Consider the following 16122-nt stretch of genomic DNA (forward strand, 5'->3'; position numbering starts at 1 on the left):
AGCGCAGCGAGTTCATTTCTTTTAGGATTCAAAAACTTATTTGACCGGCGAAAATCCAAGGCTTGACTTTTTTGTTTCGTTTTTGTGTCAAGACAAAAATGAAAAAGCATTAAAAATCAATTAAAGAAAAACCACTATGAAACCAACACCTCACATCAAAACCGAAGGAACCTCAAAATTTCAAATTGGAGAAATCAGAGATAATGTAATTCACTATGATTTCGAAAAAATAAAAACTTACCTCAACATCAAAGGACATTTGCTATTTGGCAAAAACTTTAAAATCTACAAAGAAGATGAACCTCTAATTTTTAAATTATGTTGCTATTACATTCAAGATCATTACAGCTGTGCTCAAATGGGAATTGATACCAACAAAGGAATATTATTGACAGGTCCAGTAGGTTGTGGGAAAACATCATTGATGAAGTTATTATTACATCTTGCACCACATAAAACAAGCTATGAAATTATTCCAACAAGAAACATTGTATTCAGCTTCAACGCATCCGGTTTTGAAACCCTGGAGCAATACAATCAAACAAAAAATTACTGTTTTGATGATTTAGGAGTAGAACCAACAGGAAGCCATTACGGAAAAGACCTCAACGTATTAGGAGAAATTTTACTATCGCGCTATGACCTTTTTACTCGTCATCCTGAACTTGTTTCAGGATCTCATCAAACCAAGTTCAGAGCAAAAACCCACATCACAACAAACCTAAACGCACAAGAAATTGAAAAAAGATATGGTAATAGAGTAAGAAGCAGATTAAGAGCAATGTTTAACCTCGTCAGTTTCGATAAAAACTCTAAGGATAAAAGATAATAGATTTTAAGCCGGCCTACCGAACATAGCTCGTAAAATTTGAAAAGAGAATTCGTAAAATTTTAGGCTGTTTGAGCTAAGCGTAATTTTAGTCAATTTGTCAATCATTCTTTGCGAGTTCCTAAAATTTAGAAAGTGATTGAAAAATTTAGAGATAAGTTCGTAAGCCTAGATTTTTTGTTTCTTTTTCAGCGATGGAAAAAGAAAAGAAAACCCACATCACCACAAACCTCAACGCAAAAGAAATTGAAAAACATTACGGTAATAAGGTTAGAAGCAGATTAAGAGCAATGTTTAATTTAATAAGCTTTAGTCAAAATTCTATTGATAAAAGAACTTAAAAAATATTTCATAATTTTAATAGGTTTAAAATGAATAAATTATGGGATCAGAATCAACCATTTTACTACACAACATCACACCTTCAGAATTTAAAGAAGAATTAATCTGTAGTCTAAAAGAAGTTATTCAAGAATTACTTCTTGAAACAAAAAAAGAAAAACCACTAGAATACCTAACCCGGAAGCAAGTAGCTGAAATTTTTAAAATTTCTATGGTAACTATATCCGACTGGAATAAGAAAGGAATTCTAAAACCGTACCGTATTGGAAATTTAATCAGATATAAAAGCAATGAGATAGAAGAAGCTCTTACCGAAATTCCATTTCGTCGTTACAATTAATATTCCATAAAGCATAAATAAAAAAGCTCCTAGAAAGGAGCTTTTTAAAAAAAATTGCTATGAAAAAGATTTAGGCCTATGAAAACCTAATAATTCAAAGATAGAATAAATATTATAAAAAAACAGATTTTTTAAATTGTTATTTAGACAATTTAATTAGTTTTGAAATATATAGTACAGATTATTTCTTGAATTTTTTAATTAATTATTATGTTCAATATATTGCACTATTTAAGTTATTTTTACTATATTTGTTCTATAAAAAAATTCAAATGAAACCACTTAAAAAAGGTCAGATAGCCAAATTTCACACACCTTTGGAAGATGAAAATCCAAATCAATTATATGTAATTCTAGAAGTTATTGATGAGGGTGATAGACCTAGGGCAGATATTCAAGCATTAAATACAGGTTTAGCATTTCCTCCTATAAATACTGTTCGTTTAAGTGATTTGGAAGTTGTAGAGGTTAACACCCAAGATTTAATTGGTCACTACGTTACTATTAATAAATCAGACAATTCGCAAGTTGAAGGAAAAGTAATAAGCGTAAGAGAACAAAAAATAGATCTAGATCTATCAAAAGAAATTGATGGTGTTAAAACTAACGTTTTTCTAACAATTATTGATAATCAAGGTAAAGAGCATTTTGGAATGTTATTTGTTAACTAAAAGAAATTTATTATAGATGAACAAACCAGAAAGTTTGAATAATGACTTTATAATAAATCACCGTATTAAAATCGGAGAATCCATTAGGGAGATTCGTGAAAAAAGAGGGTATAGTCAAATTCAATTATCGGAGATTATGAAAATTGATCGTTCTACTATTTCCAAGATTGAAAATGGTAAATTTAGTTTTAGTATCGATTATTTGTTAAAATTCTCTTGGTATTTAGATTTTGATTTTTCAATTTATGACAATATAAAAAATAAGCAATTTTAAATTCCAAATATTTTTTACTACGTACAACTGGAGATGCTACTTTTTAAGACAATTGGATAATTGTTTAAAAAGGAACTAAAGTATATTCAAAATTTAATTTAAAATGAATAATCTTCACTAATTCAAGATTCAAATTTAATATAGAAATTGGGAAAGTGGATTTAAAAAGATTAGATCTATGAAAACCTAATACGTCAAGTATAAAATAATTAATTGAAAACTTAATTAAAAACTTCATTTTTTAAAGGGTATCAACCAACTTTTAAAAAACAGTGTAAAAATTAACATTTATCATAAAACACATCATTTATTTTAGTTACTTTTAACCTTCTTTGATATAATGCATTTTACATTTTATCAAATAATATAAATTTTACATTTTTAAAATTTCAAAAAAGTTCTACAAACGCTATGAAAAACTTTTCAAATTTTATATCGGAAGAAACCCCTCCGAAAGCAAGTGCAATGATAAATACCTTCAGAGCATTTGGTTACAATTTACAAACTGCAATTGCCGATATTATAGATAATAGCATTTCTGCTAAATCTCAAAACGTATGGATAAATTACGAATGGATTGGGAAAGATTCTTGGGTAACTATTGAAGACGATGGAGAAGGAATGGAAAAAGAAGCATTGATAGATGCAATGACTCCAGGTAGTAAAGATCCTAATGAAGAAAGAGATGTTAGTGACCTAGGTCGATTTGGTTTAGGTTTAAAAACATCCTCTTTTTCACAATGTAAAACATTAACAGTTGCAACTAAAAAAGCTGGATTTAACACCTTGAAAAGATGTTGGGACTTAGACTTTGTAAATTCAACTGGTAAATGGAATTTACTTGATTATATTTCAAATGAAAGTTATATCGATAAACTCTCAAATCAAGAAAATGGAACAATTGTTCTATGGGAAAATTTAGATCGATTAGTCGGGAATGCTCATATTGAAAATGAAGCTGCACGTAAAGTTTTTTTAGAAGAATTTTCATTAGTAGAATTGCATCTTAGTTTAGTTTTTCATCGATACCTTGAAAAAAGAAAATTAAAATTATGGATAAATGGTGTTGCAATTAAACCTTGGGATCCATTTATGAAAAATGAAGATGGAGGCCAGTTAATTAGTGATGAGTTTTTAGAAAATGATAATGTACAAGTCAAGTGCTATGTATTGCCGCATATATCCAAAATTAGTGAAGAAGAAAGACTGAAAGCAAAAACTGAAAATTGGTATAAATTACAAGGTTTTTATATTTATAGAAATGAAAGATTGTTATTATATGGAGATTGGTTAGGTTTATTTGCTAAAAATGAACATTATAAAAATGCTAGAATACTTATTGATATTCCAAATAAATTGGATCACGATTGGAAAATTGACATTAAAAAAGCAACGGCAACACCTTCTGTTTCTATAAGAAAAGATTTAATAAGACTTGGTAAAATGACACGTTTAGCTGCTGCTAACATTTATCGTTTTAGAGGTAACCAAATAATGTTGGATGATTCCATTTCAAGTTTTGATTTTCAACCAATTTGGAAAGCAACAAGACAACGAGATAAAGCGATTAATTACTATATCAATGAAGAGCATCCAATAATTACAAAGTATTTAGAAAATGATGCTATTTCAAAAAAAGATTTTAAATCAGTTTTGAAGTTAATTGGAAAAGCAACACCTCTTGAAGCAATTATACAAAATTACAGTGAAAATCCAGAAAGTCTAGAATTAAGAGATGAGAATATAGAACTTGACGAAGGAACAATCCAATTAGCTAAAATGATGTTTGACTCCTTAAAACAAACAGGGGTAAGCAATGAATTAGCAATTAAACAAATATTAAATATACAACCTTTTAACGAGTACCCACAACTTTTAGAATATCTTAAATAATTATGAATTTACTTAAAAGTGCAAGAAATATTGCACACGTACTCCTTCAGAAATATGAAAGGAAAGCAGTTACAAATGAAATCATTTCTAAAGAAGTAGAAAATATATTTTTGATGCCAGGCTTTATTGGTATTGATAAAGAAGAGCTTATTTCTCAACTTGAAGCAGATTTTGAAGTCTATTCTAAAGAAGCAACTTCCTTAGTTGCTGAAGATGTTAAACCTTGGCTATTTGATGAGAAATCAAAAATTAAACCTGATCTATGGGATAGATATAGAATTTATATGAACCAAAAGGATGCCTCCTTTCCTATGGACAGTATTGATGATATTACAGATAAAATTCTTGATAAATGTGTAAATCCTAAAACGAAAGGAAGTTGGGATAGACGAGGTATGGTTGTTGGAAACGTACAATCTGGTAAAACAGCTAATTATACGGGATTAATTAATAAAGCTACAGATGCTGGTTATAAATTAATTATTGTTATTGCTGGAATCCATAATAGTTTAAGAGCGCAAACACAAAATAGAATTGATGAAGGCTTTATAGGTAGAGATAGTTCTGATTTCATTCTAAGACAAAGAAATATTAAAATAGGTGTTGGAGAAATCAATGCTGATACTGAGATATATTCATTTACATCATCAGATGCTAAAGGTGATTTCAAGAGAGATATTGCAACTAGGATTAATGTTCCAATTGGTGGTCAAAGTCCTACGGTATTGGTTATTAAAAAAAATAAGAACATTCTTGAGAATCTTATTTTATGGTTGCACCAATTTGCAGCTGAGGGTGAAAACGGTGATAAAAAAATATTCAATTGCCCATTACTTTTAATTGATGATGAAGCAGATAATGCTTCCGTAAATTCGGGTACTGAATTAGATGTAAAAACTATTAATAGATTAATAAGAACGTTATTAAATCTATTTAATCAAAATACGTTTATAGGATATACAGCAACTCCATATGCAAATATTTTTATTCCTTCTTCTTGGAGTGATACCCTCGAAACTATGGTTAGAGATGTTCGGTTAAAAGTTGGAGAGGATCTTTTCCCTCGTGACTTTATTGTTAATATTCCTCCTCCTTCAAATTATATTGGAGCAGTACAAGTATTTGGTTTTGAAAATGATGATACAGGAGAACAATATGAAGGTTTAGATGTTATAAGAGCTGCAGAAGATCAAGAACCATATTTCCCTATTAAATTAAATAAGAATAATAAGGATGAATTACCTGATAATGTTCCTTCAAGTTTAAAAAAAGCAATTAAATCCTTTATTTTAACGTGTGCTATCAGAAGACTAAGAGGTCAGGAAAATAAACATAATTCAATGTTGGTACACGTTGCTTTATATGTAAAATGGATAGACCGAATTGCTTGGTTGGTAAATGAAATAATGAGGGATTATGAATTGCAAATTAAATCAGGTCAAGGAACTCTTTTAAATGAATTAGAAGAATTATTTGAGGATGATTTCAAGTCAACAACTGAAAATGTATTAAACAACCTTTCATACAATGACAGAAAAATAAAACAACACGCTTGGATAGATGTAAGATCAGTTTTAATTGATGCTGTAACAAAAATACAAGTGAGGGCTGTTCACGGAACAAAAAATACCAGACTGCTGGAATATCATAATATTGAAGATATTAATTATGGAGCTTATGAAAACGGTATGTCTGTAATTGCTGTTGGAGGTAATCGCTTAGCTAGAGGTATTACTTTAGAAGGTTTGTCGGTAAGTTATTATTTAAGAGCAACTCGCTTATATGATTCCTTAATGCAAATGGGGCGTTGGTTTGGGTATCGACCAGGATATGTTGATTTGTGTAGGTTATTTACTACTGAACAATTGATTAATTGGTATCAACATATAACATTAGCTACCGAAGAAATGAAAACTGATTTTGATAAAATGGCGGCTCAAAATATGAGACCTATTGATTATCAATTAAAGGTTCGAACGCATCCTGAAATGGTTTCTATAAACAGATTGAGCATTACCGGAGCAGGAAAAATGAGAGACCACGAAGTCATAAATGTTGGTTATTCAGGATTTACAATCCAAACATTTATTTTTGAAAAAAATCAAAAAATAGTAAATTCTAATTATTTAAGCTTTGAGCAATTACTTTCAAAATTAAATACACCAATTAAAGTTGAATCAAATACTATTTTGTGGAAAAATGTGCAAGCATTACCGATAATAGATTTTCTTTTATCATATCAACAAAACTATCATAATACTGAAATGCTTTCAAGTTATATTGGCAAGCAAAATGAAGCTGGGTTATTAAATAACTGGTCAGTTGCTTTAATTTTAAATTCAGGTAAAAAAGTAAGAGCTAAAGGAAAACTTGAAGGTTTAGAAACTAAAACACATTCCTTTCAAATTAATAATGAATTTATTGAAGGAGGTCTACCAGCTAGAGATTTTTATGAAGGCAAAGAGTTAAAAGTTAGAAATGGGAAAAATGCTATTTTGGATAAAAGCCATAGAAAAATAGATTTAGATTTAAAGGAATCAAGTCCTTCTGAAGAAAAAATAAAAACTGAAAGGAATCGTCTTCAACAGCCACTTTTAGTATTAATGCCCTTTGATCCAAGAATTTCAGACGATTTAAATCACAAAACACCTTTAATTGGTTTTGGTATAATTATACCAGAATTTAAAGATGAAATAAAAGTAGAATTTGCTGCTCGTAAAGTAGAATTTGATGTCGATTATTCACAAGAAGATGATGATTTAGAAGATGATGACTAACATTAAAAATATTTGGGATAGTCAAATTACTTCTTTTAAAAATGAAGTGATTAAATATCGTATTAGTGAAATTATAAATGTAAAATGTTATATAGGTACGATTTCATTTTCTAAAGCTAAATTTTTCACATTACAAATCGAGCCAGATAAAAAAATTCATTCAAATTATTTGAAAAGATTTATTGGTGTTGAGGTTCAAGTTTTGCCATCTATTGATGGAAATAATGAGCTAACAATTATACTTTTAGAAGAAGAATTATCAGAGATTTTCATTCTATTTATAGAAGATATAATTAAATCTTTGTTAATGGTTAATAATACTGATGAAGCTTTATTAGCAATAGCTAGCCGTATAAATTATTGGAAAAAGCTTTTTGGGAAATATTCCAATGGATTGTTAAGTCCTGAAAAGCAAAGAGGTTTATTTGGGGAATTATATTTTTTAAATAAACTACTACAAGATTCAAATAAATACGATTTTATTATAAATGCCTGGCAAGCTCCAACTGGAGCAAACCAAGATTTTTACTTTGACCAAAAAGTTGTTGAGGTTAAAACATCAAAATCCAATAACCCAACGATTAAAATTTCTAATGAATTACAATTGGATATCGCTGGGTTGAAAAGTCTTCATATTGCATTTTTTAAATTGAATGAATATCCAGATGAGAATCAGACATTACTAAAACTTATAGTAGAAATTAGAAGAAATCTAAGTGAAAATTCACAACTATTAAGAGAGTTTGATTTAAAACTGGAGAGCCTAGGAGTGTTGCCTGAAACTGAAGAAGAGTATAACAATACTGGATATGTTGTTCGGGATGAAAAGTACTATCAAGTTTCTGAGGAATTCCCTAAAATTATTAAATCAATGTTAAACGAAGAAATTTCTAAAGTTTCTTATGAAATTTCACCAATAGATTTTAAAAAATTTGAAGTAGAATATAGTTGTCTTAAAAAAGAATTGCTCAATGATTAATGTTAAAAACAAAAATACAGATTTTGAATTAGAATTATTTATCCAAAACTTATTTCACGAAATACAATCTTTAGTGTACTCCGATGAAAATGGAGATTCTAAAGAAAATAAATTCACAGAATACGTAATGGAAATTTTAACCGAAGCTGGTGAAACAGAAGGAGTTCGGGTATGTCAGTATATAAAAGAAAATAAGTTTGAAAATATAGAATTTAAAATCAATGGTTATGCCTTAGAAGAAGGTTACGAAAATATTGATATTTTCATTTCTCATTATCGAGATATAAATGAATTATATCGTGTGCCAAAGGCGGATTTCGACAAAATTATAAAATGGTCAACTGGTTTTATAAATGCAGCTTTGAAAGGATATTTAAATGAAATTGAACCTTCAACTGAAGCTTATGGATTAGCTAAAATATTGCAAAAACAAAAGAAAAATATTATCCGAATTAATATTTTTATTCTTTCTAATGGTGAAATTCCACACGATCCTCCGACTAAATTTACATTGAAAAATATAGATGATATCCTTATAAATTTCAAGGTTTGGGATGTAGAAAGATTACATAGATTAGCACAATCTACTGGCAATAGAGAACCTATTGAAATTGATTTTGAAGAAATGATGGGTGAAGTGTTACCTTGTTTAGAGATGCCTTCTAAGAGTGAGTTATACGAATGCTATCTCTCGATAGTGTCTGGAACTGTGCTTTCAGGTTTGTATAGAAATTATGGCACAAGGTTATTGGAAAGTAATGTAAGAGCTTTTTTGCAACAAACAGGTAAGATAAATAGAGGAATGAGAGATACTATTAGAAAAGAACCTCATATGTTTTTACCATATAATAATGGACTAGCAACAACAGCTCAAGAAGTAAAAACAAAAATTGATGCAAATGGTCAAAGAGTTATTACTTCTGTAAAGGATTTTCAAATCGTAAATGGAGGACAAACTACAGCTTCATTATTTCATACAGCTAAAAATAAATTGTTTCCCGTTGATTTATCAAAGGTTTTCGTGCAAATGAAGTTGACAGTTATTAAAGATGAAGAAAAGAAAAATGAAACGGTTCCTTTTATTTCTAGGTATGCAAATAGCCAAAATAAAGTTTCAGAATTGGACTTAACATCAAATAGTCCATTTTTACAACGACTTGAAGAACTGTCTCAGACTACATATGCCATTGATCCTGAAGATAAAAATAAGCAAACAATTTGGTTCTTTGAACGTGTAAAGGGGCAATATAAAGAGGCTTTGAATAAAGAGCCAACCGTAAGTAAACAAAATGCTTTCAAATTAAAATATCCTAGAAATCAGGTAATAATTAAATCTGAAGTAGCAAAATATATTAATGTTTGGAATTTACATCCTTACCACGTTTCAAAAGGTTCACAAAAGAATTACACATCTTTTATGCGTGATATTGAAGTGAAATTCAAAAAAGATAAACCAAGTAGGATTTATTGGGAAGACTTAGTAGCAAATGCAATTTTGTTTAATACAACCGATAAATTATTTGGTAGAAAAAATCAAGATCCAATAGGAGATACAAACATTAAATCGCATACTGTAGGATATTGTTTATCTTATTTTCATTATTTAACAAATAATAAACTCGATTTGGGAAAGATATGGAGAACTCAAATAGTGGAAGAAAAATTACAACAAGAATTAAAACGACTCTTAATTAGAGTTTATCAATTTTTAAACAATTTAGACGTAGCTTTAATAAGTGAAGCTGCAAAAAGTGAGAAGACTTGGAATCTTTTAAAAGAAACCAAAGATTTTTCTTTAAATATGGATAGTATAAAACCATATTTGATTTCAGATGAAGATTATAAAGCGAGATATGAATTAAATGTTGATGAGGTATCTGAAACAAAGAGATATGAAACAATGGAGAAAATAACTTCATTAGGATTGTCTTTTTGGGATGGTTTATGTTTGTATATGATTCGTCAAGACTGTTTATCAGCGGTTGAGCAAAATTATGTGTTCAATATTAAAGGGAAGTTATCACGGAATGGTAATTTAACAGATGTTGAAATTGAAAAAGGAGGTATGATTATAGATATTTTAAATAATCAGAATATTGATTTTGAGAATATTAAAAAGTTAAGTAAGCTAGATGAAAAGGAATTAATAGACCCTATTGTTATTTACAATAGATTGAAATTAGTCGATAATGAAACTTGGAAAAAAGTAATAGGGCTTGGCGAGCAAACAGGTAAATTAAGTTTTAAAGAAGTTAGTGTTATTAAAACAGTAATGTTAAAATTAAAAAAACAAGAAAGTATTGATTTGAAACGTTTGCAAATTGTAAATGATGCTTTAAATAAAATGAAAAAATTTGGAATAAAAATTTAAGGAATAATTTATTTCATAATTATCATTTTAAAGAGCAAGTAGGTGCGTTGTAATTCTTGTTATATATGCATATATTTGTAGAACTTGATAAAAAATTGTATATCCCTGAAAATGAACAAAATAAACTTCATAGATTTATTCGCTGGGGCATCCGGAATGTCGGAAGGCTTTATAAAAGCTGGTTTTAACCCTATTTCACATATTGAAATGGATAAAGAAGCTTGTGATTCAATTAGAACTAGAGCGGCCTATCATTTTCTTGTAAAAAATAAAAAGGACAATATTTACAACGATTATTTAAAAGGAAATATTACAAGAGAAGAATTGTATAATGAAGTTCCAGAAAAAATACTAGATACTGTATTAAATATTGAAATTACGGATGATTCTATTAAGCCGATTTTTTCTAAAATTGATAAGACTTTAAATAAGCAAAAAGTTGATTTAATTATTGGAGGGCCTCCTTGTCAAGCATACTCATTATTAGGTCGTCATCAAGAAAATATTGAAAATGATCCTAGAAACAAACTATACATTCAATATGGTAGGTTTTTAAAGCATTATGAACCAAAAGCTTTTGTTTTTGAAAACGTCCCAGGTCTGTTAAGTGCTAATAAAGGTCAACATTTTAAAAATCTAAAAGCATACTTCCGTAAAATTGGATATGAAGTGTATCATAATACATTAGTTGCTTCAGATTATGGAGTCCTTCAAGCTAGAAAAAGAATAATTATTGTTGGTTGGAAAAAAGATGTAGATTTTGGTTTTCCAGAAGTAGAAAAAATTATCAATGATTATACAACTAATGATGCATTAATCGATTTACCTAAATTAAAGCCTGGTGATGCAATGCAAGTTGCAAATTATACTCAAATCAAAAACGAATATTTAGAGAAATTCGAATTAAGAAATGGTGTCGATTTTGTGACACAACACATATCACGACCACATAACGATAGAGATTTAAAAATTTACAAAACAGCCATTCAAAAATGGGATAAATCGGAAGAACGTTTAAAATATCCAGATTTACCTCAAGAATTGAAAACTCACAAAAATGAGAATTCATTTACAGATAGATACAAAGTTGTAAATGGAAATGGTGTTTCTCATACAGTTGTAGCTCACATAGCCAAAGACGGTCATTATTACATTCATCCAGATATAAAACAATGTCGTTCAATATCAGTAAGAGAAGCTGCAAGATTACAATCATTTCCAGATGATTTTTATTTTGAAGGTTCTCGCTCAGCTGCATTCAGACAAATTGGGAATGCAGTACCTCCATTAATGGCAAATGCCATTGCAAAATCAATGAAAAAATATTTATGTCAGATTTAAATAAAAAAAACGAAGAAGAAAGACCCGTAAGGTTCAAACCCAGAGCTCGTTTACTTCTTCAACTCGGAGACCAACTAATTAAAAACGAAAGCATTGCTTTAGTAGAATTAGTTAAGAACTCTTATGATGCTGACGCAACCATAGTAAATATCTATATGGACAATGTAGATACTCCAAATGAAGGAATAATAATTATTGAAGATGACGGTTATGGAATGAGTCCTGACATAGTAGAGAATGTATGGCTTGAACCAGGCAGTGATTTTAAATCACAAAAAATTAAAAATCAAGAAACTTCACCAAAGTTTAATAGGTTACCAATTGGAGAAAAAGGTATTGGAAGGTTTGGTGTCCACAAACTTGGTAATATAATTGAAATGACAACAAAAGCTGAAAATGAAAATGAGGTTTTTGTTAAAATTAATTGGACTGATTTTGAAAATTATAAATACTTGGAAGATGTCCCAATTACTATTAAAGAAAGACCAAATCCCATTTTGTTTAAAGATGGTAAAACAGGGACAAATATTTTAATTTCCAATTTGCGAAAGAATTGGTCTCGCGGTATGGCTAGAGAAGTTAAAAGGTCAATAACTGCACTAGCTTCACCTTTTGAAAAAAATGATTCGTTTAAACCTAGTTTTGGTGTTTTAGATAAACCCAATTGGTTTGATGGATTATTGAATTGGGAAGATGTAAAAGAGTATTCATTATTCAATTACAAGGTAACTTTAGAAGGAAGTAAAATTACAAGCTTTGAGTATAATTTTACACCTTGGGATACTATGAATAAACTATATCCAAGAAAAGTTGACCAAACAAATGAACTCATAGATAATTCAATTAATTTAAGATATCCACCAAAAATTTCTGACAAAGAAGGAATAATTAATCTTTATCATTTCAACATTGGTAAGATAACTTTTGAAGGCTATATTTTTGACCAAGACCCATTTATTCTAAAATTAGGGGTCTCTGATAAAACAGGGTTTAAAAAATATCTTCGCCAAAATGGAGGTGTTAGAGTTTTTAGAGATGGATTAAGAATTTATGATTACGGAGAGCCGGAAAATGATTGGCTAGATTTAGACCATAGACGTTTTCAACAACCTGCAAAACGTATCAGTAATAACAACATTCTATCGGCTATTTCATTAGACAGAAAAGAAAGCAGCGGATTAGTTGAAAAAACAAATCGAGAAGGTTTCGTAGAAAACGATGCGTACCAAGCTTTGAGAGCGTCAATATTACACACTATAGATTTAATTGAAACATTGCGATTTCCTGATAAGAAGAAGCTTAAAGACGTTTATGGTCCAACACCAAAATCTTCACCAGTAAAATCTACACTTAGTGAAGCAAAAAAATATGTTGAGGAAAAAGTAAAAGAAACACCAATTCGACAACAAATTATAAAATATTTCAATAAGATTGAATCAGACTTTAATATTTTAAGTGAAAACCTTTTAAAAGCAGCTGGTGCAGGATTAAGTATGTCTGTAATAGTTCACGAGGTAGAAAAAATAATTTATGAAGTTGAAAAGGTTTTAAAAGCAGAACAAGCATCTGAAAGAGTTCTAAAACTTGTCGAGCATTTATCTTCTTTAATTGATGGATATGCAGATATTATTCGAAAATCAAATCAATCAACAGAAAGTATTACTACTATCATTGAGCAAGCTTTGTTTAATACAGAATATCGCTTGGAATCTCATAAAATTCAAATAACTAAAGGTTATAAAGAATATAAAGGAACACAAAGAGTAAAAGTTGCTAAAAACTTACTCATTGGAAGTTTAATGAATATAATAGACAATTCTATTTATTGGCTCGACCAGAAAGCTATTAAAGAAAAAGAGAAGAATGAGCTTTATGAAAAGCGAATATATTTTGATTTAGTTGAAGATGAAAAATTCATAAACTTAATTATTGCAGATAATGGTACTGGTTTTCTAATACCAACTGATGATATTACCGAACCATTTGTATCAGCTAAACCTGGAGGTATGGGTTTAGGTCTACATATTGCTAGTGAAATAATGGAAGCTCAAAAAGGTAGACTATATTTTCCAGAAGAGGGCGAATTTGAACTTCCAAAAGAATTTAATAATGGTGCATCAGTAGTTTTTGCATTTAAAAAATAAAATATGAATATACCTTTAAATGGAAGAATTGCCATTATTGACGATGATATATCACAGGCAGAACCGTTGCTAAAAGCTTTATCCAAGAATCAAATTCCTTATGCATTTTATAAAGGAAATGATATAGATTATTTACCTGATGCTGATTCAAGGTTTAATGATATTAGAGTTTTATTTCTTGATATTAACTTAGTAGATGAAAAAGCTACTTTAGATGAGAAGTTAGTAAAAAGCACATTAATAAATGTTTTAAGAAGAGTAATATCACCACAGAACTTTCCGTATGCTTTAATATTTTGGAGTCGCCATCAAAAAGAACACGAAAGTTTAGTTAGGGGTTTATTTGATAATGAATTAAAAGATAGACAACCAATTAGTATTAGAGGTTTTGTGAAATCAGATTTTTTTCCAAACTTTTCAAGTGAAGAAGCAGAAACTGACATTGATATTATAGAAGAATTAAATAAAATCATTAATTCAGAACTCGCGTATTCGTATCTTCTAAATTGGGAAAACCAAGTGCATATTGCATCTGATAGAACCCTGCAAGAAATATTCAGTTCATACCATACTTATGAAAACTGGACTGACAATGCAAATCACTTGATTAATAAGTTAGGTATTAGTTATTCAGGTAAAGCTTATTTTAAGCAAGATTCTGCTGAAAAAATTAAAAGTGCGTATAATTCACTTACATATTTAGCCAATGACACTTTAGAAAAAAGCGTTAATTCTAAAGACATAGAAAACCCAGAAGAATTAACTGTAGAAGATTCGGATAACCCAAAATTTGAATCATTTCATTCTATAAACAAAAAGTTGCTTTTTTCTGATGACAATGAACCAATAGAATATCCTGGTTCAGTAATAGAAGACCAGAACACAAAAACAGAAGCAATTTTTCAAGAATTACTTAATAATTCTTTCAGTAGGTCTAAGATTGAGGCTGAATTAACAGAAGAGGAAATTAAAGACAAAACTGAATCTAAAATAAGTAAATTAATCAACAAAAAATCTTCTTCGAAACGAAAAGAAATAAGAAGTACTTGGAAAAGAGTATACTTGACAGCAACACCTTTGTGCGATTATGTGCAGAATAAATACGAATACAATAGATGCGTGAAAGGTATGATTATCAATTCAGAACATTTGGAATATATAGACACAAAATCTGAAGCAATTTTCATTTCGCCTAAATTTCTCTTTGAAGAAGTTAGTTGCGTGATGATATTACACTTTCGATACTTCTTTACAAGCAACAAAGGTGGAAATTTGAAGAATCTAAACCCATTATTTAGGGCAAGACAACAATTACTAGCTGAAATTCAATCAAAACTATCAAGACATATCAGTAGACAAGGAATATTGTTCTTAGATGACAAATAAATTTAATAGTATATCGCTAATATTTTTACGAATTGTAAACTTAGGATACTGATTTCAATAATAAAGAAAAAATTCAAATTATAGTAAAGAATTTCCCTACATCTACAGCAGTATTCCATTACGTTGTACTCCATTGCATACAGCTTCCAATTCCGCACAGTAAGAACTTGCTGAAAAAAGCAAGTATTTACTCTTTGCCTTTGCGCTTTTTAAATCCGTTTCCATAAGAATAGACGCAACAAACTACAAACATTCGTGCAGCCAATAAAGAAATAGGTCTAATTACGAAATTTGGATTGCGCCAAAATAGCATCAATTGCACCATAATAGGTGTTTTAATAAATAAAAGTAAATAATAAGGCTCCTTTGTGTTGTTTAGTAGCGTTCAAAAATTTAGCACGTTCATTGTCACTGAACACTGTAAAAAAATGAACGAACACATTTAAATCCAACTGTTGCATATTTTGCAACAGTTCAACTAAAGAGAAATACCATTTTGTTCAAAAATTAATTTAATAACCTATCCTACTAATTGGAAAGAATGAACACCATTCCAAAAACACCAAAACTATGAATGTCAGTCTTTAATCTATTTGAATAATAACCTACTGAATAAAACCAATAATTTTCATACTCAATTTCAAGTCTGATAAAACTGTCAAACATCATTTCATTCATCATTATTTTTATTGGATCATCATTTAAATTTATAAAAGGGCTGTCAACCAATTCAGTTATTTTTTGAACGTGCATTTCTTTAGAAGGATTAAGCAAC

At 29.3% G+C, this 16122-nt stretch carries 13 protein-coding genes; 12 read left to right on the forward strand and 1 reads right to left on the reverse strand.

What is annotated here, in order from left to right:
• The first annotated feature begins 136 nt into the window (after positions 1–136).
• From ABY298_RS10065 to ABY298_RS10120, 12 genes are all read left to right on the forward strand, one after another.
• A complete protein-coding gene (locus ABY298_RS10065; protein WP_372745923.1) occupies positions 137–829 on the forward strand; it encodes an ATPase in 693 nt (230 codons plus the stop codon).
• A gap of 194 nt (positions 830–1023) precedes the next feature.
• Positions 1024–1170, forward strand: coding sequence for a hypothetical protein (locus tag ABY298_RS10070; RefSeq protein WP_372745924.1), 147 nt, complete (start codon positions 1024–1026; stop codon positions 1168–1170).
• A gap of 41 nt (positions 1171–1211) precedes the next feature.
• On the forward strand, positions 1212–1511 hold the full coding sequence (locus ABY298_RS10075) for a helix-turn-helix domain-containing protein (RefSeq protein WP_372745925.1): 300 nt from the start codon (positions 1212–1214) through the stop codon (positions 1509–1511).
• A 272-nt stretch (positions 1512–1783) separates the two neighbouring features.
• Positions 1784–2182, forward strand: coding sequence for a hypothetical protein (locus ABY298_RS10080; RefSeq protein ID WP_372745926.1), 399 nt, complete (start codon positions 1784–1786; stop codon positions 2180–2182).
• Between the two features lie 16 nt (positions 2183–2198).
• Positions 2199–2456 carry a helix-turn-helix domain-containing protein gene (locus tag ABY298_RS10085; protein WP_372745927.1) on the forward strand — a complete coding sequence of 86 codons (258 nt, stop codon included), beginning with the start codon at positions 2199–2201 and terminating at the stop codon, positions 2454–2456.
• A gap of 411 nt (positions 2457–2867) precedes the next feature.
• Positions 2868–4349: an ATP-binding protein gene (locus tag ABY298_RS10090; protein ID WP_372745928.1), complete on the forward strand. Its 1482-nt coding sequence runs from the start codon at positions 2868–2870 to the stop codon at positions 4347–4349.
• Between the two features lie 2 nt (positions 4350–4351).
• On the forward strand, positions 4352–7126 hold the full coding sequence (locus ABY298_RS10095; RefSeq protein ID WP_372745929.1) for a Z1 domain-containing protein: 2775 nt from the start codon (positions 4352–4354) through the stop codon (positions 7124–7126).
• Positions 7116–8105 (forward strand): PD-(D/E)XK motif protein, encoded by a 990-nt coding sequence (locus tag ABY298_RS10100; RefSeq protein WP_372745930.1) that lies wholly within the window; start codon positions 7116–7118, stop codon positions 8103–8105. The genes ABY298_RS10095 and ABY298_RS10100 overlap by 11 nt, the downstream gene beginning before the upstream one ends.
• On the forward strand, positions 8098–10476 hold the full coding sequence (locus ABY298_RS10105; protein WP_372745931.1) for an AIPR family protein: 2379 nt from the start codon (positions 8098–8100) through the stop codon (positions 10474–10476). The genes ABY298_RS10100 and ABY298_RS10105 overlap by 8 nt, the downstream gene beginning before the upstream one ends.
• 111 nt (positions 10477–10587) lie before the next feature.
• Positions 10588–11817 (forward strand): DNA cytosine methyltransferase, encoded by a 1230-nt coding sequence (locus ABY298_RS10110; RefSeq protein ID WP_372745932.1) that lies wholly within the window; start codon positions 10588–10590, stop codon positions 11815–11817.
• Positions 11805–13961, forward strand: a complete 2157-nt coding sequence (locus ABY298_RS10115) for an ATP-binding protein (protein ID WP_372745933.1) — start codon at positions 11805–11807, stop codon at positions 13959–13961. The genes ABY298_RS10110 and ABY298_RS10115 overlap by 13 nt, the downstream gene beginning before the upstream one ends.
• A 3-nt stretch (positions 13962–13964) precedes the next feature.
• The gene (locus ABY298_RS10120) at positions 13965–15347 is read left to right on the forward strand and encodes a hypothetical protein (RefSeq protein WP_372745934.1); all 1383 of its coding nucleotides are present in this window, start codon (positions 13965–13967) and stop codon (positions 15345–15347) included.
• 528 nt (positions 15348–15875) lie between these two features.
• Here the strand turns inward: ABY298_RS10120 and ABY298_RS10125 are convergent.
• Positions 15876–16122: hypothetical protein (locus ABY298_RS10125; protein WP_372745935.1), on the reverse strand; the 247-nt coding region annotated here is incomplete at its 5' end.

This window comes from Lutibacter sp., from assembly GCF_041596795.1.
Classification (GTDB): domain Bacteria; phylum Bacteroidota; class Bacteroidia; order Flavobacteriales; family Flavobacteriaceae; genus Lutibacter.